At 66.8% G+C, this 25,449-nt stretch carries 20 protein-coding genes; 12 read left to right on the top strand and 8 right to left on the bottom strand.

Going from position 1 to position 25,449, the window contains the following annotated elements; all coding sequences use genetic code 11:
* The first annotated feature begins 41 nt into the window (after positions 1-41).
* The 3 genes from ACE3UY_RS02245 (at position 42) to ACE3UY_RS02235 (ending at position 2,350) form a co-directional block, all read left to right on the top strand.
* A complete protein-coding gene (locus ACE3UY_RS02245) occupies positions 42-407 on the top strand; it encodes a four helix bundle protein (protein ID WP_374685924.1) in 366 nt (121 codons plus the stop codon).
* 74 nt (positions 408-481) lie between these two features.
* A complete protein-coding gene (locus ACE3UY_RS02240; protein ID WP_374685923.1) occupies positions 482-1,615 on the top strand; it encodes a ParB/RepB/Spo0J family partition protein in 1,134 nt (377 codons plus the stop codon).
* Between the two features lie 207 nt (positions 1,616-1,822).
* A complete protein-coding gene (locus tag ACE3UY_RS02235) occupies positions 1,823-2,350 on the top strand; it encodes a Uma2 family endonuclease (RefSeq protein ID WP_374685922.1) in 528 nt (175 codons plus the stop codon).
* A 61-nt stretch (positions 2,351-2,411) separates the two neighbouring features.
* Here ACE3UY_RS02235 and ACE3UY_RS02230 read toward each other — a convergent pair whose 3' ends face one another.
* Positions 2,412-5,051 (bottom strand): beta strand repeat-containing protein, encoded by a 2,640-nt coding sequence (locus tag ACE3UY_RS02230; protein ID WP_374685921.1) that lies wholly within the window; start codon positions 5,049-5,051, stop codon positions 2,412-2,414.
* 171 nt (positions 5,052-5,222) lie between these two features.
* Entirely contained in the window at positions 5,223-6,911 is a 1,689-nt protein-coding gene (locus ACE3UY_RS02225; protein ID WP_374685920.1) for a choice-of-anchor Q domain-containing protein, read from the bottom strand.
* A 214-nt stretch (positions 6,912-7,125) separates the two neighbouring features.
* Here ACE3UY_RS02225 and ACE3UY_RS02220 point away from each other — a divergent pair, with 214 nt between their 5' ends.
* Positions 7,126-11,259, top strand: a complete 4,134-nt coding sequence (locus tag ACE3UY_RS02220; RefSeq protein WP_374685919.1) for a chemotaxis protein CheB — start codon at positions 7,126-7,128, stop codon at positions 11,257-11,259.
* Positions 11,260-11,267: 8 nt separating this feature from the next.
* Positions 11,268-11,660 carry a response regulator transcription factor gene (locus ACE3UY_RS02215; protein WP_374685918.1) on the top strand — a complete coding sequence of 131 codons (393 nt, stop codon included), beginning with the start codon at positions 11,268-11,270 and terminating at the stop codon, positions 11,658-11,660.
* Between the two features lie 66 nt (positions 11,661-11,726).
* Here ACE3UY_RS02215 and ACE3UY_RS02210 read toward each other — a convergent pair whose 3' ends face one another.
* Positions 11,727-12,845 (bottom strand): TIGR03032 family protein, encoded by a 1,119-nt coding sequence (locus tag ACE3UY_RS02210; protein ID WP_374685917.1) that lies wholly within the window; start codon positions 12,843-12,845, stop codon positions 11,727-11,729.
* 156 nt (positions 12,846-13,001) lie between these two features.
* Here ACE3UY_RS02210 and ACE3UY_RS02205 point away from each other — a divergent pair, with 156 nt between their 5' ends.
* Positions 13,002-14,045 carry a proline dehydrogenase family protein gene (locus ACE3UY_RS02205; protein ID WP_374685916.1) on the top strand — a complete coding sequence of 348 codons (1,044 nt, stop codon included), beginning with the start codon at positions 13,002-13,004 and terminating at the stop codon, positions 14,043-14,045.
* Positions 14,046-14,131: 86 nt separating this feature from the next.
* Positions 14,132-14,677: a dTDP-4-dehydrorhamnose 3,5-epimerase family protein gene (locus ACE3UY_RS02200; protein WP_374685915.1), complete on the top strand. Its 546-nt coding sequence runs from the start codon at positions 14,132-14,134 to the stop codon at positions 14,675-14,677.
* Between the two features lie 148 nt (positions 14,678-14,825).
* Here the strand turns inward: ACE3UY_RS02200 and ACE3UY_RS02195 are convergent, their stop codons facing one another.
* The 4 genes from ACE3UY_RS02195 to ACE3UY_RS02180 are packed head-to-tail and all read right to left on the bottom strand — an operon-like array spanning position 14,826 to position 18,388.
* Positions 14,826-15,218: a diacylglycerol kinase family protein gene (locus tag ACE3UY_RS02195; RefSeq protein WP_374685914.1), complete on the bottom strand. Its 393-nt coding sequence runs from the start codon at positions 15,216-15,218 to the stop codon at positions 14,826-14,828.
* A complete protein-coding gene (gene ybeY / locus ACE3UY_RS02190) occupies positions 15,208-15,699 on the bottom strand; it encodes an rRNA maturation RNase YbeY (RefSeq protein WP_374685913.1) in 492 nt (163 codons plus the stop codon). The genes ACE3UY_RS02195 and ybeY overlap by 11 nt, the downstream gene beginning before the upstream one ends.
* Before the next feature lie 21 nt (positions 15,700-15,720).
* On the bottom strand, positions 15,721-17,916 hold the full coding sequence (locus tag ACE3UY_RS02185) for an HD family phosphohydrolase (protein ID WP_374685912.1): 2,196 nt from the start codon (positions 17,914-17,916) through the stop codon (positions 15,721-15,723).
* Positions 17,917-17,944: 28 nt separating this feature from the next.
* Positions 17,945-18,388, bottom strand: coding sequence for a GatB/YqeY domain-containing protein (locus ACE3UY_RS02180; RefSeq protein ID WP_374685911.1), 444 nt, complete (start codon positions 18,386-18,388; stop codon positions 17,945-17,947).
* A 118-nt stretch (positions 18,389-18,506) separates the two neighbouring features.
* Here ACE3UY_RS02180 and ACE3UY_RS02175 point away from each other — a divergent pair, with 118 nt between their 5' ends.
* The 5 genes from ACE3UY_RS02175 (at position 18,507) to ACE3UY_RS02155 (ending at position 24,794) form a co-directional block, all read left to right on the top strand.
* Entirely contained in the window at positions 18,507-19,613 is a 1,107-nt protein-coding gene (locus tag ACE3UY_RS02175) for a PAS domain S-box protein (RefSeq protein WP_374685910.1), read from the top strand.
* 136 nt (positions 19,614-19,749) lie between these two features.
* Positions 19,750-21,555 (top strand): PAS domain S-box protein, encoded by a 1,806-nt coding sequence (locus tag ACE3UY_RS02170; protein ID WP_374685909.1) that lies wholly within the window; start codon positions 19,750-19,752, stop codon positions 21,553-21,555.
* A 25-nt stretch (positions 21,556-21,580) separates the two neighbouring features.
* Positions 21,581-23,344 carry a PAS domain S-box protein gene (locus ACE3UY_RS02165; protein ID WP_374685908.1) on the top strand — a complete coding sequence of 588 codons (1,764 nt, stop codon included), beginning with the start codon at positions 21,581-21,583 and terminating at the stop codon, positions 23,342-23,344.
* A gap of 15 nt (positions 23,345-23,359) precedes the next feature.
* Positions 23,360-24,028, top strand: a complete 669-nt coding sequence (locus ACE3UY_RS02160; protein WP_374685907.1) for a response regulator — start codon at positions 23,360-23,362, stop codon at positions 24,026-24,028.
* Positions 24,029-24,413: 385 nt separating this feature from the next.
* Entirely contained in the window at positions 24,414-24,794 is a 381-nt protein-coding gene (locus ACE3UY_RS02155) for a hypothetical protein (RefSeq protein WP_374685906.1), read from the top strand.
* 28 nt (positions 24,795-24,822) lie between these two features.
* Here the strand turns inward: ACE3UY_RS02155 and ACE3UY_RS02150 are convergent.
* A partial coding sequence (locus ACE3UY_RS02150; RefSeq protein ID WP_374685905.1) for an alpha/beta hydrolase occupies positions 24,823-25,449 on the bottom strand: 627 nt, incomplete at its 5' end.

Here is a 25,449-nt window from a genome sequence, read left to right as displayed (position 1 = left end):
TAAGACGTAGCAAACTTGCTACACTCAATGTTTAGTTGGCTATGAAAGAGGGTAATGTTCTGCGCGACAAGAGCTATGCTTTTGCCTTGCGCGTGGTTAAGACAAGTCAATATTTGACGGGCGAGAAACATGAGTACGTTCTATCAAAGCAGCTTCTTCGCTCGGGCACAGCGATTGGGGCCAACGTTGAGGAAGCGCTCGGCGGACAGTCGGATAAGGATTTCTCTGCGAAACTAGCTATTGCCTATAAAGAGGCTCGCGAAACGCATTACTGGATTCGCCTCTTGAGAGACAGCGAGTACCCATCTTCCGCACAGTCTGCCTCGCTCTTAACCGACGTAGACGAACTGCTACGCATCCTGGGCAGTATCCTCAAGACAATGAAAAGCAGAAACCTGAACCATTAGGAACTAAAGATTTAGGATGTGGAAGACTTCTGAATTCCTAACTCCTAATTCCTAATTCCTAATTCCTAATTCCTATGGCACGCAAAAAAGCTCAGATCAACCTGGCCCAGTCGATTCAGCCGCGCGGCGGGGACTTCGACCGGCTGTTCACAACCGAGGCCGACGCCGAGCAGGCCGCCGGCCTCCAACTGCTGGCCGTTCGCCTCGACGCCATCGATGCCGACCCCGACCAGCCGCGCAGCACCTTCAACGAGGACGCCCTGCGCGAACTGTCGGAGAGCATCCGCCAGGACGGCGTGATCCAGCCTATCGAGGTCACCCAGTCGAGCGCCGGCCGCTACCTGATCGTCCACGGCGAGCGGCGCTGGCGGGCGGCGCAACTGGCCGGCCTGGAAACCATTCCCGCCGTCGTCCGCCGCCGCGACTACGACGAGGTGACGCGCTTCGTCCGCCAGGTGGTGGAGAACATCCAGCGCGAAGACCTGAACGACGTGGATCGCGCCGCCGCCCTGCTGCGCCTGCGCAAGCTGATGCAGGAGGAGGTGGACGCCGCCCGCCGCGACCGCGGCCGGACCGCCGACGCCCCCAAGGACGAGCCGTGGAGCGGCAAGGTCACCTGGGCCAAGGTGGGCGGCCGGCTGGGCTACTCCCGGCAGCGCATCCACCAGCTCATCCAGCTGCTCGACCTGCCGGACGAGATCAAGGACGCCGTGCGCGATGGCGTGCTGAGCGAGCGTGACACGCGGGTCTACCAGGGGCTCACCGCCGTCCAGCAGCGGGCGCTGCACCGGGCGCGGCTGGCCGATGCTCTGGATGCGGGCGAAGTGCGCCAAATCGCCCGCTTGTTACGCGAAGCGCCCGACCTAACGGTGACACACGCGACGCGGCTATTGCGACAGGCGGCGCAGGAAGCGGCCGACGACCGACCGCCGGCTGCCGATTCTTCCATCTCCCCCGCTCCCCTGCTCCCCCGCTCCCCTGCCGGCGAAGAACCCGCTCCCCCCTCTACCGACACCCTGCCCGACCCCCTCTACCCCACCCGCCTTGGCCGGCCGACGAGCATCGAGCGGCTCGACTGGGTGCGCGGCCACCTGGCCCGCATCGACCGGCAAGGGCTGACGGCCGCCGAGCGCAAGGAGATATTGCGGCTGTTGAAGCTTATCCAGGATGACGTAGCCTCGCTCATGGCCGCTTTGCGGGAGAACTGAAGAAGAGAGGGGCTAGGGGTTAGGGACTAGGGAAGAGCGCTCCTGCCTCGTTCCTAGCCCTTATTCTGTGGTAGTATTGACGCTATGAGTTCGACTCCCGCACTTCAATCCGCTAAGCGCACCCGACGCGATGGTCGACCGCGCCGCTATCCTGGCGAGCCGGTCTGGGACTTGGCCTACCTGTATCCGTCCCAGGGCGGGTGGTCTGTGGAAGCTTACCTGGAACTGCCGGGCAACCTGCTGGTCGAATTCACCGACGGCCATATCGAGGTGTTGCCCATGCCCACGCTGGCGCATCAGTCCATCGTATTCTATCTTGCTCGTCTACTGAACGCCTTCGTTGAAGCCAACCAACTGGGCCGAGTATTCATCGCACCGCTGCCGATGCGCCTCGACCCGCGCACCTACCGCGAGCCGGACGTCATCTTCCTCTCGGCCGAGCGGCCGGAGCGGCGCGCCGGCGACTACCCCGACGGGGCCGATCTGGTGATGGAGGTCGTCAGCGGCGGGCGCGCCGATCGCCGGCGCGATCTCGTCACCAAACGCGCCGAGTATGCCGCCGCCGGCATCCGCGAGTATTGGATCGTTGACCTGGAGAAGGCAACGATCACCGTCCTGCGGCTGGAGGGCGACGCCTACGTAGAACATGGCCGCTTCCGCCAGGGCGAGGCCACGTCGGCGCTGCTGCCCGGTTTCACCGCGCCCGTCGCCGACGTATTCGCGGCGGCGGAGTAGCGGCGCACCTACGTGTGCGCCCTGGGGCAGCAAACACAGGGGCAGACACGCAGGTCTGCCCCTACGGACGCACGATGATGGGCAGTCGCGCCTTGTAAGGGCCCGGCGGCGGGGCCGCCGGCGCTTCGTAGGCCCCGATGTCGCACTCGTTGGCCGAGGGCGCGCCGTCGCCGTCCCGGTTGCGCGGCTGGCCGCGCTGGTCGAGGCCGCTGACCGGCGCGGCGGCGCAGGCGGACGAGGGCGCGGCGTCGATGGCCGGGCTGAACGGCGGCAGGGCGTGGGTCTGGGTCGGCCCGCCGTTGGCCGCCAGCGCCCCGATCACAGCCCCCAACGGCGTGAGCGGCGTCCGGTCGGCCGCCCCGGCAAAGAAACCGGCCAGGCCCGCGTCCCCGTTAAAGCCGAACAGGTTTTGGGCATCGACCGTCACCGCGCCGCCCCCCCGCTGTCCTTCGCGCCCGCCGGGGGCGCTGTTGCCGGCCAGCAGCGTCCGTCGCAGCGCCAGCGTCCCGGCGTAGTTATAGACGCCGCCGCCGCCTAATCCGGCCGAGTTGCCGCTGAGCGTGGCGTTGACGAGCGTCGTGGTTCCGGCGTTATGGACGCCGCCGCCCATCCCGCCGGCCGTGTTGCCGCTCAGCGTGCTGTTAACCAGTGTCACCGCGCCGTTGAGCGCCGTGCGGACGCCCCCACCCTCGCCGGCCTCGTTGGCGCGCAGCGTGGAACCGGTGACGGTGATGGCACCGGAGACGGCCGACAGGCCGCCGCCGTTGACCGCCTTGTTGGCGCTGAGCGTGGCGTTGGCGATGGTCACCGTCCCACCGCCGGCCGCCGCGCCCCCGCCTTCGGTGTTGGACACGTTGCCCGTCAGCGTCGCGTTGCGAATGGTCAGAGTGCCGCCGCGGTTGGCCGCGCCGCCGCCAAACAGGGCCCGGTTGCCGCTGAGCGTCGTCCCGTCCGTCCCGATCTGGCCGGCGCTGTTGAACAGCCCGCCGCCGTCGCCCGTGGCCTGATTATTGTTGAACGCGCCGCCCTTGGCCGTCAGTCCCGCTGACAGGACGGCCGCGCCGCCGCCCCTGGCCGCCGTGTTGCCGCTCAGCGTCACGCCGTCCAGGCCGGCCGTGGCTGCGGCGCTCAGGAAGAGGCCGCCGCCGTCGGCCGTGGCCCGGTTGTTGGCGAACGAGCCGCCCTTCACCGTGAGCGCCGCCGACACAACGGCCGCGCCGCCGCCGTTGGCCGCCGTGTTGCCATTCAGCGCCACGTTGCTCAGGTTCAGCGTCCCCTCCGCGCCCAGGAAGACGCCCCCGCCGCGGCCGGTCGCCCCGTTCGTGCCGAATGAGCCACCGCTGATGGTTGTCTCGCCCGTACCGGTGGCCGCCAGCCCGCCGCCGTCCACGCCGCTCGTGTTGGTTCCGATGGTGACGTTGGTCAGGCCCAGGGCGACGTTCCGGGCGTAGATGCCCCCGCCCTGTTTGACGGCCGTGTTGCCGCTGACCGTCGCGCCGCTCAGAGTGGCCGTCGCGTCAGCCGCGAACAGCCCACCGCCCAGGCCCGTGGCGTCGTTGTCGGTCAGACGGCCGCCGGTCACGGTGAGCTGGCCGCGGGCGGCGGCCAACCCCGCGCCGTCGGCGGCAGTGTTGTCGGTGATCTGGGTCGCCGCCAGCGTGGCCGTGACCTCTTTGAGATACAGCCCGCCCCCCGCGCCGGTCGTCAGGGCCTTGTTGCCGCTGATGGTGCTATCGCTGATGGCGGCCGTGCCATAGGCAATCAGCAGCCCGCCGCCGTCCCGGGTGGCGCTATTGTCGCTGATGGTCACCTCGTCGATGGTGAGGGTCGCCTTGTAGCTGTAGATGCCCCCGCCATACCCGCCGCTCTCCTCGTCGCCGGTCACGTCATTGCCAGTGATGCCGCCGCCGGTCATGGTCAGTGTGCCGTAACTGACGTGAAGAGCGCCGCCCTGGCCCGAAGCGTTGTCGCTGAGCGTCGTGCCGCTGAGGACGACCATGCTGTCGCCGGCATAGATGGCCCCGCCGGCGGCGGCGCTGTTGCCGGTGATGGTGCAGCCGGTGAGCGTCAGTTTGGCCTGGGCGGCATAGATGGCCCCGCCGTTGTAGTACTCTACCTGGCCGCCGCGCAGGGTCAGCTTGTCCAGCGTCAGGTCGGCGTCGGGGCCGGCGGTGAACAGGCGCAACTCCTCGTTGCCCGTGCGCTGGATGGTCGAGCCGTTGCCCGAGATGGTCACGGCGGTGGTGATGAGCGGCAGGCCGCTGTAGCCATAGTCGTAGTTGTCCGGGGTGGTCAGGTTGAACGCGCCGGCCGCGGGCAAGGCGACGGTATCGGCCCCCGACGGGTTGCCCGCGGCGCAGTCGTCGTGGCCGGGCGCGTCGCCCCGCCCGTCGGCCGTGTCGTTGGCGTTGTTGATGGCCTCGATGAGCGAGCAGATGCCATCATCGGCTACGGCTACCGCGCCGTTGGCGACGGTGATGGTGACCTCGCCCACGGCCCGCGCCGCGGGAGCCAGCGGCGCGCCGCTCAGGGCCAGCAACAGCGCCACCCCGGCCAGCGTCAGCCGGGCGCGCCGGGCCAATCGCCGCCGCCAGGCGCGCGGGGCGGCGCGCAGCCGGTCATAGTGGTGAAGGAACCGCGCGGCCAGGCGTGAATCCTGGGCCAGCCGGGCCGCCAGAGCGGGAGTGATTGGGTGTTGCATGGTATTTCCTCTATGGAACTTTGTGTGATCTCCGTGTCCCTCTGGGTTACTCTTCTCCCTAAGAGGGACACAGAGTTCCACTGAGTTCGGACACAGAGAGACACAGGGGAAGAAAAGCTTCTCTCTATGAAACTCTGTGTGATCTCCGTGTCTCTCCGTGTTCCTCTTCTTCTAGGGTTCCGCCGGCTTGGCCGTCATCAGGAGCGTGTAGGCGCTGGTCTCGTTGAACAGGCCGGCGGTGTAGACGAAGATGTAATAGCGGCCGGGCGGTTGGTTTTCCAACGTGATGCCGAAGGGCGGCAACGTGTCATATCCTACCCGATGGTCGGCATTCGCCACATTGAAAAAGACCTGCAACTGCGGCGCAAGACCCGTCTGGTTACTCATGCTCACCGTCAGGTCCGACGTGAAACTCAAATCCACATAGTAGAAGTCATTGTTGTCGTTGGGCCGGCCGAAGTAGGCCCGGCCGGGCAGGATCGAGCCGTTGGCCTGATCGCCGCTGTTGTTCGGCTCGACCTCGAACGGCCCGACGAACGGCGGTTTGGTGTAGGTCACGAACGGCAGACGGGCCGTCCACGTGTTGGGCCTGGGGGTGGCCGTGGGCGTCGGCGTGGGCGTCGGCGCGCTCTGCGCCTCCACCGCGCCCGCGTCGCACTCATTGCCCGACGCCTTGTTGTCACCGTCGCGGTTGCGGGGCAGGCCGCGCTGGTCTTTGCCGCTCACCGGCGCGGCGACGCAATCGCCGCTGGACGCGCGGTCGATGGCCGGGCTGCCGGGCGGCAGGCTGTGAGTGGCGGTCGGCCCGCCATTGTCGGCCAACGTCGGGCTGAGGATGGCATCCAGCGCCGTGTTGCGCGCGTCGGCGGCGGCATTATAGTCGTCGGCCGACGGCGTGAAGTCGTTGTAGGCCTGGGCGGTAGTCAGCCCCGCGTGGCCGAGCACGTTGCCGGCCGCGGCGCTGATCACCCCGTTGCTGTTGTGAACCTCCGCGCCCACAGGCGCGCTGTTGCCGCTGATCAGCGACCGCTCCAGGATGACCACGCCCCGAAAGTTGTTGACGCCGCCGCCCTGATTGGCGACGCTGTTGCGGGTCAGTGTGCTATTCGTGAGGGTCATCACGCTGTCACGGTCGTTGAGCACGCCGCCGCCGTTGCCGCTGAGCGTGCTGTTGACGATCTGCGCCTGCCCATAGCGGGTTCGGACGGCGTAGGCCGCGTTGTAACTGAGCGTACTGCTGATGATGGTCAGGGCGGCGTCGCGGGTGCTCTCGCCGATGTTTTGAATCCCCTCGCCATTATTGCTGACGATCCGGCTATCCCGGACAGTGAGCTTGCCCTGGTTGAAGATGCCGTCACCGCCAAAGGCCGACACCCAGCCGCCCTGAACGGTGACGTTGTTGAGCGTCAGGTCGCCCTTCGCGCCGACGGCCAGGACGCGCATCTCCGGCCCGGAACCCTGACGCAGGATCGTCGCGCCGTTGCCGTTTAGGGTGATAGCGGTGCTGATCCAGGGCAGCCCGTTGGGGCCGAACTCCGTCTCTTTGAAGACGTTCGCCAGGCGGAAGATGCTGCCGGCCGGGAGGGTGATGACGTCGGCGCCGGTCGGGTTGCCCGCGGCGCAGTCGGCGTGGGGCTGGCCGTTGGTGGTGTCGTTGGCGTTCTCGATGGCCTCGATGAGGGCGCATTGGCCGTCGGCCTCGATGGCGACCTCGCCGGCGGTGACGGCGATGGCGTCGGTCAGACTCAGGCCCAGACCGGGCAACGCGAGCGCCGCGCCCAGGATGATGAGTAGTGTGACACGCGCTGCGCTCCCTTGCCGTCCGGCGCGCGAATACAGGTGGTACATTGAGCGAAGCATGGCCTGCCTCCCGTCCGCCGGCCCCGGAACGACCGCCGGCGGAACGCTTAACCATACTATACCCCATTTTCCATAGACCTGACAGGTGGGCGGCCATACACCTGTCAGGTCTGTTGCCGGTGAGCTATAATGATGGCGTGCTGAACGCAGCCACAACGTAACGAGTTCCTTATCAGCCGCGCGGGGCTTCTATTAAGAGGTAGCGGGGAGCGCCATGAACGACGAAAACCCGACGCAGAACGCGGACGACGGCGAACCCAACGTCGAAGTGACCGAGAAGACGGACGGCGAACGGGTTGACGCCCTGCTGCCCGGCGACCTCGACAGCGAGGTCATCCCGGAGGATCAGAAGACGCTCCGTCCGGTCGTCGTCGGCCTCGGCGCGTCGGCCGGCGGGCTGGAGGCGTTGTCGGCTTTTTTCGAAGTCATGCCGCCCGATACGGGCATGGCCTTCGTCGTCGTCACGCACCTCTCGCCCGACCACAAAAGCCTGATGGATGAACTGTTGCAGCGACACACGTCGATGCCGGTCATCCAGGTGTCGGAAGAAGCGCTGCCCATCCACCCGAACCACGTCTACGTCACCCCGCCCAACCGGCAACTGGTGATGAGCGACACGCACCTCAACACCGGCGCATTTGAAGAGCCGCGCGGTGGGCGATCGCCGATCGATATCTTTTTCCGCTCGCTGGCGGCCGTTCACGCCGAATCAGTGGCCGTCATCCTGACCGGCGGCGGCAGCGACGGCGCGCTGGGGGCGCGCTCGGTCAAGGAGGCCGGCGGCCTGTTGATGGTTCAGGACCCGCGCGAGGCCGCCTATGACAGCATGCCCCAGGCGGCCATCGCCACCGGCCTGGCCGACGTGGTGCTGCCGGTGCGCGACCTGGCGGCCAAGCTGGTGGAGATCAGCCGCCGCCGCATCTACGTGCCCACCGATCCACTGCACCTGTCGTCCGAACAGCACGACCTCTTGCAGCGCATTCTGACCCTGCTCCAGGCGCGCACCAACCACGACTTTCGCCATTACAAGCAGTCCACCGTCCTGCGCCGCATCCAGCGACGAATGCAATTGAACGGCTACGAGACGCTGGACGGCTATCTTCACTATCTGCGCCAGAACGCCAATGAGGCGCCAGCCCTGTTCAGCGACCTGCTAATCGGCGTCACCAACTTCTTCCGCGACGCAGAATCGTGGCGCAGACTTGAAGAAGGCGTCATCCCGCGACTCTTCGACGGCAAGGGTGGCGGCGCGACCATCCGGGTCTGGTCGGTCGGTTGCTCCACGGGTGAAGAGGCGTACTCATTGGCGATCTTGTTGCTGGAACACGCCGCCCGGCTGGATGAGCGGCCCAAGCTCCAGGTCTTCGCCACCGATCTGGAAGATGTGGCGCTGGCTAGGGCGCGCGAGGGCCTCTACCCGGAAGCCATCAGCGCCGACGTCTCGCCGGAGCGCTTGCAACGCTACTTCACCCAGGAGGGGGCCTACTATCGCGTGCGGCGCGAGGTGCGCGACCTGGTGCTCTTCGCCGCCCACAGCGCGCTGCGCGACCCGCCCTTCTCGCGCCTCGATCTGATCGTCTGTCGCAACTTGCTCATCTACTTGCAGCGGCCATTGCAGGACAACCTGTTCGAGATCTTCTACTACGCCCTGCGGCCGGACGGCTTCTTGTTCCTGGGCAGTTCCGAGACGGCCGACAGCGCCGCCGACCTGTTCCAGACCATCGACAAGCGCCACCGCCTCTACCAGGCGCGCGAGTGGACGGGCCAGGCACACACCTTGCCCCATCTGCCGCTCATGTCGTCGCGCGCCGACACGCAGCGGCCGGCGCCTGTGAAGGAGTCAAGTCCCTTACTGACCCCGAGCGGCGCGCCAGGCGTCCTCCAGCGCGCCTTTGAGGAGGACGGCCCGCCGACGATCCTCATCGACGACGAGTCCAACATCGTTCACCTGACCGGCGCCGCCGGACGCTATTTGCGGCACCCTGATGGCCCGCCGACCAGCAACCTCATTCGCCTGGTACGCAGCGAACTACAAATCGAATTGCGCTCGGCCCTCTTCCAGGCGTTCAATCAGGGGTTGTCCGTCGTCACCTCGCCCGTCATCATCAACACAGACGGCCAGGATCAACGCGTCTACGTCGCCGTCTGGCCGCGCCGCGCGCCCGGCGAGCAGCCGTTCGCCCTGGTGCTGTTCATGGAAGACCAGCGCTTCGCCGCCATGCCCAAGACAGAGGAGACGGAACCGGCCGACCGGTCGGCCAGCGCCGCTCAGCAATTGGCGGACGAGGTTCGCTATCTGCGCGAGCGGTTGCAGGCCACGGTCGAGGCGTACGAGACCTCCAACGAGGAGTTAAAAGCGGCCAACGAAGAACTGCAATCGATCAACGAAGAGTACCGCTCGACGACCGAGGAGCTGGAGACGAGCAAGGAAGAACTCCAGTCGGTCAATGAGGAGCTAGAGACGCTCAACAACGAGTTGAAGACCAAGATCGAGGAGGTCTCGCGCGCCAACAGCGACCTCCAGAACTTGATGACGTCGACGGAGATCACTACACTGTTTCTGGACCGCGAGTTGCGCGTCAAGCGCTATACGCCCTCGGCCGAGCGGCTGTTCAACATCATGCCCGCCGACCGGGGGCGGCTCATCGATCATCTGACCCACCGGTTGGAGTATCCGACACTGAGCGAGGACGCCCACCAGGTATTGCGCTCGCTGGCATCCATCCGGCGCGAACTGCGCAGCGTCGATGGAGCGTGGTACCAGGCCCAACTGCGCCCCTACCGGACGATTGATGACCGCATCGAGGGCGTCGTCCTCACCTTCGTTGACGTCAGCCAATTGAAGGCGGCCAACCAGGAGGCGGCCGAGTTGCGCGACTCTCTGCACCTGGCGTTGACTTCGGCCGACATGGGCTGGGGAGTCATCCACCTGGCGACGGGCGAGCTGGAGCAGGACGAGCGCGCCCGCGCCATCTGCGGCTTCGGGCCGGACGAGCCGCTGACCCTCGACACGTTCCTGGCCCTGGTCCACCCCGACGACCTGGCCCGCGTGCGGGCCGCATTCGAGACCGACCTGGGCGAGGGACGCGTTCAGGATACCGAGTACCGCCTCATCCGCAGGGATGGCGAGATTCGCGCCGTCCACGCCACGGGTTCCATCCGCCGCGGGGTCAACGGGGACGCGCCGCTCATCACCGGCACGCTGCTCGACGTGACGGATCGCCGGCGGGACGAGAAGGCGCTGAACCGGCTCAACACGTCGCTCGAACAGCAAGTGCGCGAGCGCACCGAAGACCTGGAAGAAAGCGCCGGCCGGCTGAGCGCCGCCCGCGACCGCTTCCGCACCTTCTTCGAATCCAACCCAGCCCCCAGCGTCATCTTCAGCCCGTCGCGCCGCGTCTTCGTGGACGCCAATCCGGCCGCGCTGGCGTTCATCGGCGTGGCGCGCGAGCAACTCGTCGGCCAACCAGCCGGGGGCCAGGCCATCGAGGCCATTCTGGCGCAGGCGGCGCAAGAGGGGCGCATCCAGGCGCTGGAGTATGAATACGACACGCCCGAGGGGCGCGGGGCGGTCTTGCTATCCGTGGAGCCTATCGAGGTGGAGGGCGAAGCGTGTCTGCTGGGCACGTTCATCGACATCACCGCCCAGAAGGAGGCCGAGCGCCAGGTGCGCGAGTTGGCCTCACAGTTGTCGCTGAGCGAGCAGGCGGAGCGCCAGCGCATCGCCGCCGTGCTGCATGACAACTTACAACAGGCGCTCTACGCGGCTCAAATCCAACTCGCCGGCCTGCAAGGCGAGGTCAGCCAGGGCAACGCGAGCGCGGCGACCGCGCAGTTCGGCCGCATCCAGGAGTTGCTGCGCACCTGCATCGACATCGCCCGGCACGTCTCGGTCGACCTCAGCCCACCCATCTTGCGGGGCGAGGGGCTGGTGGACACGCTTAACTGGCTCGCCCGGCAAATGCGCGATCAGTATGGCCTGGAAGTCGCCGTGCGCCTCATCGGCGAGTGGCGGCGGTTGGAGGAGGGCGTACGCCTGCTGCTGTTCCAGATGGTGCGCGAGTTGCTCTTCAACGTGGTCAAACACGCCAACACGTCGACGGTCACCGTCAAGTTGCAGCAACAGTCAGACCTACTGACCATCGACGTGCGCGATGACGGCGACGGCTTCGACGTGGAGCGCCTGTTTACCCGGCCGTCCGGCCCAACGGGCACGGGTTTGATCCTGTTGCGACAGCGCTTGTCGTTGTACAATGGTGACCTGGAAATCCAGTCTCGGACGGGCGCGGGTACGAACGTGCGCATCGTCCTGCCCCTTACCCACGTACTGGAAAAACCGAAGGAATAGGCATCACCATGATCTCAGTGCTGCTGGTCGAAGACCATGCCTACGTCGCCGACGCCATCGGCGGCCTGTTGGAGACATTTGGCGACATCTCGCTCTCGGCGTCGGCCCAGACCGCCGAACAGGCGCTGGAACAGTTGCCCAACTTGAAAGTGGACTTGATGCTCGTTGACCTGGCCCTGCCCGGCATGAACGGCATCGACCTCATCGCCCGCGTGCGGGAGATGTATCCCGAGCTGCCCTGCGTCGTCCTGTCGGCGCACCGCGAGCTGAGTTACGTGCGGCGCGCCTTTGAAGTCGGGGCGCGGGGGTTCATCACCAAAGAAGACCCGCTGGCCGTCAGCGAGGGGATTCATCGCGTGATGGAGGGAGAGGTCTATTTGAGCGCGGATTTGCGCGAGTAATTGTAGCGCGGGATGGTATCCCGCATCCGCCGGCGCGAAGATGCGGGATACCATCCCGCGCTACAATTACTCTCGTAGTGCGTCCGGCACGGCCGCCAGCGCCTCATCCGGCAGCACGTAGCTGTGCTTCAGCCGTTCGTCCGTCCACTCCAGCAGCTCGGGGAAGCGCGCCCCCGGCAGCACGCTGACGGCGAAGATTTCCTGCACCCCCTCCTCGAAGCGCAGAAAGCCCAGCACCCGGCCGTCGCGGATGTCCACCACCCACACGCCGCACGTCCGCTCCGTCAGCCGCTCCACCAGGGGGATGCCGCTGAACGTGGCGCTCTCGCGCACCTGCGACAGGCCAATGAAGGCCAGCGGGCCGAGGAAGTCCAGACCGCGGGTGAAGCCGGGCAGTTTCGCCACCGTCTGCCACGTGCCGGCCCGCGGGTTGGCCAGCGCCAGACTGCCCTCGCCCGACTCCAGGAACCACAGCCGGTTCTGATACCAGCGCGGCGAGTGGGGCATGGACAGGCCGCGCAACAGAGCGCGCCGCGTGGGAACCTCCATCAGCAGGCCGCCGCGCGCCTTGTCGGCCCGCCAGCCGCCGGGCGTGTCTGTCTCGCCCAGCGCGGTCACGAATTGGGGCCGGCCGTCCAGCATCGCCAGCCCGTTCAGGTGGCAGCGGTCTTCGGGGGCCAGGGCGCTCAGGAAGGGGGGCCGCCAGCGCGGGTGGAAACTGTGGTCGGCGTCCAGCGTGCACAGGCAGCCGAAGCGGGTGTTGACCAGCCACAGTTCGCCATCGGCATCCCAGGCCATCTCGTGGATGTCGATGTCGCCCGTCACGTGGATGCGGCGCGGCAGGTAAGCGGCGTCGTGCTTGCCGGGCGGCTCCAGCTTGCGGGCCACGGCCGGCATGTTGCGGTAGTACCAGACGGTGTTGACGCCGCCGACGGCCAGCCGCGTGGCGTCGGCGGCGATGCCCATCGGCTTGCCGAAGGCGCGGAAGTGGGTGTTGACCGTCTGCGTCTCCGGGTCGTAGCGCACCAGGATGACCTTGCCCGCTTGATAGGTGCTGACGGCCAGGCTGACCCCGGTCTGCTTCAGAATGTCGCCCAGCGTGTTGGTGTAGACGCTGCGCAGGGGGTCGGGCTGAGGCGGCTCATCGGCCGCCTCGGACGCGGATAGTTGCGGTTCATCGGTCATAGCTAAGACCATTATACCCGACAACCATTCCCGCCGCGCTTACGCGGCAAGAAAGCCCGCCCCCCGCATCTGAGGATGCGGACTCCGATCTCCCCGCCCCCCTGCCCCCCTGCTACCTGTCACCTGCCACTAGCATTATGCCACGAGCAAGATAAAATGAACGGCATGGACAAGCCCACTCCCCCCACCCGCTCCCGACCACCGCTGATCCTTCCCCTGCTTATCCTGACCGTCACCGGCTTCCTGCTGTTCCGCCACGGCCAGACGTGGCTGCGCCGGCTGCTGAGCTATCTGGCCCACGCCGCTTGGGCGCGCCGGATCGTCAGCGGGTGGAGCGTGTCGTGGCGGGTGGCTTCGCGCTTCGTGGCTGGCACGGATCGCGAGGCGGCCGTCGCCACTACCCGCGCCATGAACGAGCGGGGCCTGTTGGTCACGCTCGACTACCTGGGCGAGAGTTGCACCTGCGAGGAAGAGGCGCTGGAGGCCCGCGACGAGATTCTGCGCCTGCTGGATGACATCAACCGCCATGGCTTGCGCGCCAACGTGTCGGTCAAGCCGACCCAACTGGGGCTGAAGGTCGATCCCGAGTTGGCCCTGAACACGCTCTGCACGCTGGTGGAGCGGGCCAATCAGGTCGGCAACTTCATCCGCGTCGATATGGAAGACAGTCCGACCACCGACGCGACGCTGGCGATGTACCGCCGGCTGCGCTACGACGCCGGCCTGGACAACGTCGGCGTCGTCATCCAGTCTTATCTCTACCGCAGCGAGGACGACATCGAACGGCTGATCGCCGACGGGGCGCGGGTGCGGCTGTGTAAGGGGGCCTACGCCGAGCCGGCTGAGGTGGCCTATCCCCACAAGGCGGACGTGGACGCCAACTACCTCAACCTGTCGCGCCTGCTGCTGAGCGACCGGGCGCGGGCCAACGGCGTCTACCCCGCCTTTGCCACCCACGACCCGCGCATGATCGACGAAATCAAGCGCACCGTCGCCACGCGCGCCATCCCGCGCGATGCCTTCGAGTTCCAGATGCTCTACGGCATCCGGCGCGACTTGCAGGAGGAGCTGGTGGCCGACGGCTACCAGATGCGGGTCTACGTGCCCTATGGCACGGCGTGGTACCCGTACTTCATGCGCCGGTTGGCCGAGCGGCCGGCGAACTTGTGGTTCTTCATCAGCAACCTGGTGAGGGCCTGAGCGTATCAAGACCTGACAGGTGGGCGGCCACAGGTTTCGTTCCTGTCAGAGTGCTATTGGCCGCCCACCTGTCAGGTCTGAGCACTATGGCACAGATTTCACCAATCGCGCAGATTCCCGGCGTGCTGGGGGTGGAGTTGCGGCCGTTTGGCGACGAGCGGGGGCGGTTCACCGAGACGTTTCGCCGCGAGTGGTTCCCACAGCGCGCCTGGGCCGCGTTGCAGATGAATCGATCCGATTCGCGAGCCGGCGTGCTGCGCGGGCTGCACTATCACTTCGAGCAGGTGGATTACTGGTATCTGCTGGCCGGGCGCATCCGGGTGGGGCTGGCCGACCTGCGCCGCTCTTCCCCCTGCTTCCGCCGCGCCGAGACGATTGACCTGGACGCGGCCGACAACCGGGGGCTATACATCCCGTCGGGCGTGGCCCACGGCTTTCTGGCCCTGACCGACGTGACGCTCATCTACGTGGTCGATCACTACTACGACGGCGGGCGGGACGAATTCGGGCTGGCCTGGGACGACCCCGACGTGGCCGTGCCCTGGCGGGCGGAGGCGGCGCCCATCCTCTCCGGGCGGGACACGGCCAACCCGCGGCTGCGGGAGATCGCGATAGAGTCGCTGCCGTTGTAGCTCAGTCATTCCTGACTGAGCATCCATAGCACTGAGCGCCCGCAGCCAGGAATGGTTGCGCTACAAAAGTGGGTGTAGCTCAGTCATTCCTGACTGAGCATCCATAGCACTGAGCGCCCGCAGCCAGGAATGGCTGCGCTACGGTGGCTTAACCGAACAGCCGCTGCCAGAGCGGCGGCCCCAGGATCAGCAGCCCAATCAGCACCGCCCCAATCGCCCCGACGAGCACGGCCGCCGCGGCCACGTCCTTGGCGACCTTCGCCAGCGGGTGATACTCCGGCATCACCATGTCCACCACCGCCTCCAGCGCGGTGTTGGCGAACTCGGCCATCCACACCGCCATCGTCGTGACGAGGATGATGGCCCACTCCAGCCGCGAGAGCTTCAGCCAAAAGGCCAGCGCGAAGACGACCACGCTCACCGCGGCGTGAATCCAGGCGTTGCGCTGCGTCCGCAAGACGTACCACCACCCCTCGAACGCGTAGCGAAAGCTGAGCGCGCGCCGCTGAAGCTCCTCGCGCCCCTTGGTGTTAAGCGCCATGGCCGTCCTCCGCGTGGGCATCTTCGGTCGGCTGGATGTCCGCCAGACCGAGTTTCGCCAGGATGGCCGCCTGGGCCGCCCACATCGCCGCCTTCTGCGCGGCGTCCAGGTGGTCGTACCCCAGCAGGTGCAGCGCGCCGTGAATGGCGAGCAGTTGGAGTTCGGCCAGGGGGGTGTGCCTCTTGGCCGCGGCCTGCCGTTCGGCGGTGGGCACGGCAATGGCGATGTCGCCCAGATAGGCGGCGTCCCCGCCGGGCATGGCCTCGCCGGCCGGGAAGCTGAGTACGTCGGTGGCCGCGTCTTCGCCGCGATACTGGCGGTTCAACTGGCGCACGTATTCATCGTCAGTCAGCAGGACGGTCAATCCTGCCCCGTCCGGCGCGCCCAGGTGGGCTAGCGCCTCGTTGGCGGCGGCGGCCACGGCGCGGGCCAGCGGTGTGGGGTAGCGGCTGGTGCTTTGTACGTCAACGGTGTAGGCCATAGGTCAGGAGGTTGTGGGTGATTAAGTGACTTCGCCGGGCACGGCGGCCGCGACGGGCCGGGCAGCGCCGGCGTTGGCGGGCAGCCCCTCCGGCAGTGCCGCCGGAGGCGCGGGCAGCGCCAGCTCCGGCAGATTTTCCACCAGCAACAGTTCGTTGCCGGGGTACTGAACGCGCACGTGGAAGCGCCCCTTGAGCGATTCGATGAAGGAGATGCGCAGTTGCTCAATGTCGCCCATGCTCAGGCCGGACTGGTTGAGCTGGCCCTCCAGGACGTCATCCTCGACGATGGAGTTGACCAGTTTCTCGATGGCCCGCTCGGTGTTGGGGCGCACGGCGGTGGAGGTCGCGTCGATGGCGTCGGCCAGCATGACGATGGCCGCCTCGCGCGAGCCGGGCCGTGGCCCCGGATAGCGGAAGGCGCGTTGATCCACGTCGCCCCCCTCGCCGGCCACCTCCTGCGCCTTGCGGTAGAAGCTCTTGACCAGCCGCGTGCCATGGTGCTCGGCGATGATGTCCTGGATGCGGAACGGCAGCCGGTACTTGCGCGCCAGCGCCAGCCCATCGGGCACGTGGCTGATGACGATGCGCGCGCTGGTGTAGGCGTCCAGCGAGGCGTGCGGGTCCGCGCCCTCCTGGTTCTCCACGAAGAAGGGCGGGCGCACCATCTTGCCCACGTCATGGTAGAACGCGCCGACGCGCACCAGCGTGCTGTTGGCCCCCACCCGCTCGGCGGCCTGCTCGGCCAGGTTGGCGACCATGATACTATGGTGGTACGTGCCCGGCGCGCGCCGCAGCAGTTCGCGCAGCAGCGGGTGGTCGAGGCGGGAGAGGTCTTGCAGTTGCAAAATGGTGACGATGCCGAACAGCCCGCCGAGGATGTAGAACCCGGCCAGCGTCAGGGCCGACGACAGCATGCCGTTGCCCAGAGCGAAGGCCGACGGCCGCGCCAGTTCCGCCGGGTTCGTGTTGCCCAGCAGCCACAGCGCCACGATGATCAGCGTGTACCCCACCGCGGCGATTAGCCCGGCGCGGAAGAAGGCCGAGATGCGCTGCGCGTCGCGCAGCGTCAGGATGCTAAGCAGGCCGCCAGCCGTCAAATAGGCCGCCCGCTCGAACGAATTGGGGCTGATGAAACCGGCCAGCCCGGCCATGAGCACCGTGACCAGGATGGCGAAGCGCGTGTCATAGACGACGGCCAGCACCAGCGACAGCGCCGCCAGCGGATACCAGTAGGCCAGCGTGTCGCTGACCATCATGATCTTGGCCGTCAGGGTGAAAATGAGTAGGAAGCCGCCCAGCACGCCCAGGTAGCGGCCGTTGGGAAACTGCCCGCGCTGGAAGCGGGCCCAGTACAGCCCGATGGTGACCGTGACCAGGAGCGAGGCCAACGCCATACTGGCCGCGCGCCGCCAGTTGGGGCCGCTGCGCAACAGACCCAACTCGACAAATAGCTCGAAATCGGCCTCCGTCACGATGTCGCCGGCGCGGATGATGCGCTCGTCGCGCACTACGGAGCGGGTCACCGGCTGGACGGCCTCGGCCGCCGCCGCGCGCGCGGCGGCCGTCGTCTCCTCATCGGGAAAGACAGTGGGCACGATGAACTGGTAGGCCAATTCGGTGACGACGCCGGTCTGCAAGGGCGTCAGTTCCAGGCTGGCCAGGCGTTGGGCGGTGCGCTGGTACTCGGCCAACTGGATGGGGCGAATTTCCTCGCGCATCAGGTCTTCGATGATCGCCAACACCTCGACCTTCACTTCCTCGTAGTCGGCGGCGTTGAGGCTTAGCAGCCCCTCGGCCACCTCCTCACTGATAGCCAGCCCCTCGATGGCCCGCAGATACTCCAGCTTGCGCTCGGTGGAGGCGCTGGAATCGGCGCGGACGGTGTCGACGTAGGCGAAGACGTTGCGCGCCTCGCCCAGTTGGGCGCGGCCGATGCTCAGGTCGAGCGGGGTGTAGACGTCGGCCACGGCGCGGGCGGCCCCCTCGCGGGCCTGGGTGGTCAGCAGCTCGCTGGTGAAGGTCAGGCCGCGGGGGGCGAACACGTCGCGCGGCGCGGGTTGGCCGGCGGTCACGTCGAGGTCGCGCACGCCGGGCAGGTCGTAGGCCAGGATGAGCGTCATGCCGCCGGTGACGACGATGAGGAACAGCCACAGACCATGCCGTCTGACCCACAGCCGGAAGCGGTCAACCTGTTCCACCAGCAGGGAACGTTTCATGCTAAGCACGTGTCACGCGCGGGGGGATTCACTGCAAGAGGCCGCGAACGACGTCATTGACGAGCCGGCCATCGGCCCGCCCCTTCACCTGTGGCATCAGGCGGCTCATCACCTGCCCCATGCCCTTGGCATCGACGACACCCAGCTCGGCGATGGCCGCCGCGGCCAGGCGTTCGATCTCCTCGCGCGGCATCATCTGCGGCAGGTACGATTCAATGATGGCGGCTTCGGCCACCTCGCGGTCAATCTCCGCCTGGCGGCCGGCCCGGCCATAGTCGGCGATACTTTCCTGGTGCTGCTTCAGTTCCTTGCGCAGCACGTCTTGCACGCCGGCGTCGTCGAGCGAAACCCGACCATCGACCTCCACCTGTTTGATGGCGGCCATCACCATGCGCAATACGTCGCGGCGCTGGGCATCCCCGCTCCGCATCGCGGCCGTCAAATCGTCTCGCAAACGCGCTTTCAGTTCCATGATGTTGGTTGGTCTCGCACTACGAATTGTAACATCGGGCGGGGGGGTGTCAACCTGACCGGAACGGCAAGCCAAACCCGACATTTGACCTATGGTTTCCAGAGAAAGCCTTTGTAAAATGCAAACATACCTGGCGATCGGCGGCTGGACTGAACCCATGCGGGTGAACCTTCTCTCAGACGACACACTCTTTGACCGCGTTTTTCACAACAGCGCGGTGGGGATGGTCATCACGACCATTGACGAGGGGCGCTACGTGCAGGTGAACGACGCCTTCGCGCGGCTGCTGGGCTACGAGCCATCGGAGCTGATCGGCCAACCCTCCCCGCTTCTCGGTCTGGACAACGAGGAAGAGCGCAACCTGGTGCTCGGCGTGCTGAAACGCGCCGGCCGGCTGGGCGATGTGCCGCTGACGCTGACCACCCGCGACGGCGGGCAGCGGGTCGCCATCGGCTCGATCCAGTTGGAAGAAATACAGGGCCAGCGCTACTTCCTGTCGATGATCCAGGACACCACGGCCCAACAGGCGGCCGAAGCCCAACTGCGCGCCGACGAGGAACGTTTGCGCATCATCGCCGAGGTCGCCACCGACGCTATCTGGGACCGCGACATGGCGACCGATGCCGTGGCCTGGAGCGCGGGCCTGGGGGCGCTTTTCGGCTTCGTGGAAGAGGCCGACCGGCCGCATACGTGGTGGTACGAGCACGTTCACCCGGCCGATCGCGAGGCCGTGAATGCCGGCATCGAGGCCGCTCTGGCCTCGTCCGACAGTTCCTGGACGGCCGAATACCGCTTCCGCCGCGCCGACGGGCGCTATGCCACCGTCCTGGATCGCGGCCACATCATCCGCGACGCCGACGGCCGCCCCAGCCGCTTCATCGGCGCCATGGTGGACATCACCGCCCCGCTCCAGGTGATCGAGGCCGCCACCCGCGCCACGCTGGCCGAACGCCAGCGTCTGGCCCGCGACCTCCACGACTCGGTGACACAACTGCTCTACAGCGCCAGCCTGATGGCCGAAACCGCCCGCCGCCACGTGCTGGCCCACGAGCACCAGCAGTCGCTCGAATACATCACCCGGCTGAGCGATCTGACGCGCCAATCGTTGCGTCAGATGCGCATGCTCGTCCACGAGTTAGGCCCGGCCACGCCGCCGGACCGGGCCAACCTGGCCCGGGCGGCGCGCCACTGGCAAGAGGCCGCCGAGTCCATTGCCCGCGTTTAGAAGAATCATCCGCAGATTCTTCTAGACCTGTCCCCCTGCTCCCCCGCTCCCCTGCTTCACCACATTCCTCTACACATCCGTTCTAGAACTGAGTATAATATTGACCGTAACACACTGTCGCTCGGCGTGAGAATTCATGATACCTCCGACGTTCGCACCCGGCACGCTGTTCTCGCGCGTGTTCCATGCCAGTCCGGTCGGCATGACCGTCAACCTACTGCCAGATGGCATCTACGTCGACGTCAACCAGGCGTTCGCCGCGATGGTGGGCCATACGCGCGAGGAACTCATCGGCCGGCGCGCCGTTGACCTGAATATCATCACCCCTCAGGAGCGGCAACCGGTCATCAACTCGCTGACCGGGGCCGGGCTGCTGGTCAACACGCCCGTCTTGTTGCGGCGGCCCACCGGCGAAGTGCGCGAGGGCATCGTTTCCGCCCAATTGGAGGAGCACGAAGGCCAGCAGTACGCCATCGCCATCGTGCAAGACCTGACCGAACACCACCGGGCGCAGGCGGAACTGATGGCCGCCGAGGTGCGCTTTCGCGTTTTCTTCGACAACGTGCCGCTGCCCATCTGGGTCTTTGATCTGGAGACACTGGGCATTCTGGACGCCAACCCGGCCGCCGCCCACGCCTACGGCTACTCCATCGACGAACTGCTCTCGATGACCATCCTGGACATTCGCCCGCCGGCCGACCGGGAAGCGCTACAGAGCCATTTACCCCATTTGTGGCATAACTCCGGGGACAGCGGCGTTTGGCGCCACCAGAAGAAAGACGGCACGCCGATGGACATGAGCATCAGCGGCTACACCTTCGAGCTGGAAGGCCGGCGTGTGCGCCTGGCCGTGCTGCGCGACGTGACGGAACAGACGGCCGCCGAGCGCGCCCTCTTCGAACGGGCGCAACAGCTCAAAACCATCACCCACCTGAGCACTGACGGCATCTGGGAGTTGGATTATACCACCGGCGATTACGAGCTGAACGAGGCGTTTCGGACGGTGTTTGGCGCGCCGCCGGCCGCGGAAGCATTGCTGACCTGGTGGTTCACACGCATTCACCCCGACGATCGCGCCGGCGTCGATCAGTTCTTCAGGGATGCCTTTTCCGAGGGTCTCGATTACTGGTCGACCGAATACCGCATGCTGCGGGCAGACGGGACGACCTACGCCAACGTGCTCACGCGCGGCCGGCTGACGCGCAACGAGCACGGCCAGCCGGCGCGCCTGGTCGGCGCCCTGGTGGACATCACCGCCCAGATGGAAGTGGCCGAGGCCGCCACCCGCGCCACGCTGGAGGAACGCGAACGCCTGGCCCGCGAATTGCACGACTCGGTGACGCAATCGCTCTACAGCGTCAGCCTGTTGGCCGAAGTGGCCCGCCGCCGCGCCCAGTCCGGCGATCACGCCGCGGTGCTGGAACAGATCGAGCGGCTGGGCGAGCTGTCGCAGCAATGTCTGCGCGAGATGCGGCTGCTGGTCTACGAACTACGGCCGCCCCTGGTCGAAGAGATGGGGCTGGCCGGCGCGCTGCAACACCGGTTGGAGGCGGTCGAACAACGCTCGGGCATTCGCGTCACGCTCCGCGCCGGCAGCGACGAGTTACTCCCCAACGCGGTGCGCAACACGCTCTTTCGCGTCGGTGAGGAAGCGCTTAACTTGTCGCTCAAGCACAGCCGGGCCTCGGCCCTGACGGTGCGCGTCAACACGTCGCCGTCCGGCGTCGAACTGGCGATCGCCGATAATGGCGTGGGCTTTGCCGGCGCGCCGGCCGAAGGGCCGGAACTGGCCGTCATGCGCAAGCGACTGAGCCGGCTGGGCGGTGAGCTTCATATCGATAACGCGCCCGGCGCGCCGTTGATGGTGCGCGCCTGGGTTCCGCTGGAGCCGGCGACGGATACCGGCGTGATCGCCGGCGACCGCGCGCCGGTCGGGGTTTAGCGCCCACCCATCTGACAATGGCCCCATGACAACGCAGCCCCCACCGTTTGAGTCCAATAGCCTCTTTGCGCGTATCTTCCACGCCAGTCCGGTGGCGATGACCATCACCGACCTGGAGGAGGGCTGCTGCGTCGACGCCAACGACGCCTACGTCCAGCTGACCGGTTACTCCCGCGACGAGCTGATCGGCCGGCGACTGGCCGACCTCGTGTGGATTGACAAGGAAAACCGCGCCGGGCTGATCGACGAAGCGCGGCGCGGCAGCAGCGTGACCGAACGGACTTTCCAGTTGCAGGCGCGCGACGGTTCCATCCGCGACGTTATCGGCGCCTTGCAGGTCGAGCAGTGGGACAACCGGGCCTACATCATCACGTTCATCCAGGACCTGACCGGGTATTACCAGACGCAGGAGTCATTGCGGTCGTCCAAGGCGCGCTTCCGGCTGTTCTTCGAGAGCATCCCGCTGCCCCTCTTCGTCCACGACGCCGATACGCTGGAGATTCTCAGCGCCAACCCCGCCGCCTGTCGCTACTACGGCTATTCCCTCGACGAACTGATCGGCGCGTCCATCCTCAGCTTGCGCCCCCCCGAGCAACAGGCGGACTTTGGCGATCTAATCGCCGGTCTGCCGCGCTATGAGGCGATCGTCGCGCAGTCGCAACACCAGAAGAAAGACGGCGCGATCACCGACGTGACGGTGAATAGCTACGGCATGCGCCTGGACGGCCGCGACGTGCGCCTGGCGATCATCGAGGACATCACCCAGAAATTGGCGACGCGGCATGCCCTGGAAGAGAGCGAGAACCACCTGCGCGTCATCGCCGAGGTGATGACCGACGCCATCTGGGACTATGACACCATCAGCGGCGCGATCAACTACCTGGGCGGCATTCGTTCGCTCTTTGGCTATGGGGCAGGCCCTCGACCCGCGCCGGAGTGGTGGCGCGACCACATTCACCCTGAAGACCGCGAGGCGGTGCAGATGAGCATCCGGCACGCGCTGGAGAGGGGCGGCGATATGTGGACGGCCCAGTATCGCTTCCTTAAAGCTGACGGCCAGTATGCCCAGGTGCTCGACCGCGGCTACGTGCTGCGCGACGACAACGGCCAGGTGGTACGTATGATCGGGGCGATGGTGGACATCAGTCGCGAGGTGGCGATCAAGGAGGCGACGGCGCGGGCCGCCATCCAGGAGCGCCAACGACTGGCCCGCGACCTCCACGATGCCGTGACCCAATCGCTCTACAGCCTGTCGTTGATGGCCGAGGCGGCGCGGCGGCGCGCGGTGCTCGGCGACGTGGAGGCTACCAACGAGTACATCCTGCGGCTGGGCGAACTGGCCCGGCGGTCGCTCAAGGAGATGCGGCTGCTGGTCTACGAACTACAGCCGACGGCGCTGGAGGAGGAGGGGCTGGTCGGCGCGTTGCGCGTCCGGCTGGACGCCATCGCCTACCGCGGCGAGGTACAGACGACGCTGCTGGCCGAGGCGGAGCAGGACATCCCCATCAAGGTGCAGGTGCAGCTCTTTCGGGTCGCCGAGGAGGCGATCAACAACGCGCTGCACCATGCCGGCGCGTCGTCGATCGTGGTGCGCTTACAGACTACGCCGCAACAGGCCCTGCTGGAGGTATCTGACAACGGCCAGGGCTTTGAGCCGGAGCGGGCGGCCACCTCGGGCGGTATCGGGCTTGCCAGTATGCGTGAGCGGGTGGAAAATCTGGGCGGCGTGTTCGAGTTGGACACCCGCCCCGGCATGGGCGCGACAGTACGGGTGATGCTCGATCTATAAATAAGGGAAACAGCAATGGACAATACAATTCGGATTGTGATCTGTGACGACCACGCGGTGGTTCGCGAGGGGCTGCGCGCGCTCATCGGGACGGAGAAAGGGTTGGATATCGTCGGCGAGGCGGCCGATGGCGAACAGGCGGTGGCGGCCATGCGTTCGCTGCGCCCCGACGTGCTGTTGCTGGACATGGTCATGCCGCGCATGGATGGGCTGGAGGCGATTGGGGCCATCAAGGCGGAGTTCCCCAACGCGCGCATCCTGGTGCTGACCTCGTTCGCTGAAGACGACATGGTCTTCCCGGCCATCAAGGCCGGCGCGTTGGGCTACCTGCTGAAGGACTCGTCGCCGGAGGAACTGATCCGGGCCATTCGCGACGTCAGCCGCGGCGAGGCGTCGCTACACCCCAGCATCGCCCGCCGGCTCATCCTGGAGCTCAGCCAGCCGACTACCCTGCCGCCCACGCCCGAACCCCTGACCGAGCGCGAGTTGGACGTGCTGAAGCTGGTGGCCCGCGGCTTCTCGAATGAGGACATCGCCAACGCCCTCGTCGTCAGCGAGCGCACCGCCCGCGGCCACGTCAGCAGCATCCTGAGCAAGCTCCACCTCGCCAACCGCACCCAGGCCGCGCTCTACGCCCTGCGCGAGGGGCTGGCTTCCCTGACTGACGCCGGGGATTCGATCTAGTAGGGGCAGACCTGCGTGTCTGCCCCAGGGCGCGGTGTATCGGCCCCAGGGCGCGGTGTATCGGCCCCAGGGCGCGGTGTATCGGCCCCAGGGCGCGGTGTGTCTGCCCCAGGGCGCGGTGTGTCTGCCCCAGGGCGCGGTGTATCGGCCCCAGGGCGCGGTGTGTTTGCCCCAGGGCGCGGTGTGTTTGCCCCAGGGCGCGGTGTGTCTGCCCCAGGGCGCGGCGTGTCTGCCCCAGGGCGCACACGCAGGTGCGCCCCTACTCCCGACAAACTGCCTAGTAGTAGTCTGATTGACCTGTCAACAACCAGGGCGGGAAACGGTCAGATAGCCCATGATTCTCTCTGGCGCAAGTGCTAGACTGCCGCGTGAGGAGCGCGATGGTATGGCACTTTTTGGGCATGATGTGGCGCTGTTAATCACGGGATCGGCCAGCCTGGCGATGGGGTTGCGGGCCTTGCTGCTCTCCGTGCCGCCGATCAAACGGGTAGAGCACGTCAGCGGCGTGGCCGATTTGCTGGAACGGGTGGCCGAGCGCCGGCCGGCGCTGGTGGTGCTGGACTGCAACGTGATGAACGGCCGCCTGCCCGAACTGCTGCCCGCCCTCCATCACCTCTCGCCCCAGACGCGCCGCCTCATCCTGAGCGACCACGTCTCCGAAATGCGCGAACTATCCGCCAGCGGCATGGAGACGGTCATCATCAAGGGCGCCCACCCCGGCGGACTGGCGACGGCGATTGAGTCTTTACTCGATAGTAACCACTGACCACTTCTTACTGCTTACTTCTCACTGCTTACTGCTTGCTGACCACTGCTCCCGCCCCCTCAATCTCATCCTGATTGATCGTATGCCCCATGCGCGGGTAGATGCGCAAGTCCACGATCGCGCCCAGCCGGCGCAACACCTCAGCCGTCTCCTCCACCCGGGCCAGCGGGATGTGCGGGTCTACGTCGCTGCACCCCAGGAAGACGGGCGTTCCGGCCAGCGAGCCGGCATAGTCGCGCGCCACGCCCGGCGGGCCGATCAGCCCACCGCTGAACAGCAGCAGCCCGCCATAGCGCCGGGCGTGGCGCGCCGCGTACTCGGCGGCCAGACACGCCCCCTGCGAGAAGCCGCCCAGGAAGGTGCGTTCAGCCGGGATGCCGGCCGCCTCCACCTGGGCCATGACCTCGCCCACCCGCCATAGGGCCGACGACAGATACGGCTCATTCTGCGCCAGCGGCGACAGGAAGCTGAGGGGATACCACGTTTGCTGCGCCGCCTGTGGCGCGAGATAGGTCATGCCTGGCCGCGGCAGGTAGTCGACCAGGTCGAGGATGCTCTCGGCCGTCGCGCCCCGGCCGTGCAGCAGGATCAGCGCGCTGTCGGCTTCGGCCAGCGGCCGGCCGGCGGCGCGCAGGGGTTGCCCGCCGTGGGGGTG

The sequence above is a fragment of the Promineifilum sp. (SeqCode) genome, from assembly GCF_041918635.1.
Taxonomy (GTDB): Bacteria; Chloroflexota; Anaerolineae; order Promineifilales; family Promineifilaceae; genus Promineifilum.
Note: the sequence above shows the minus strand (reverse complement) of the source record. Positions and strands in the feature narration are given on the sequence as shown.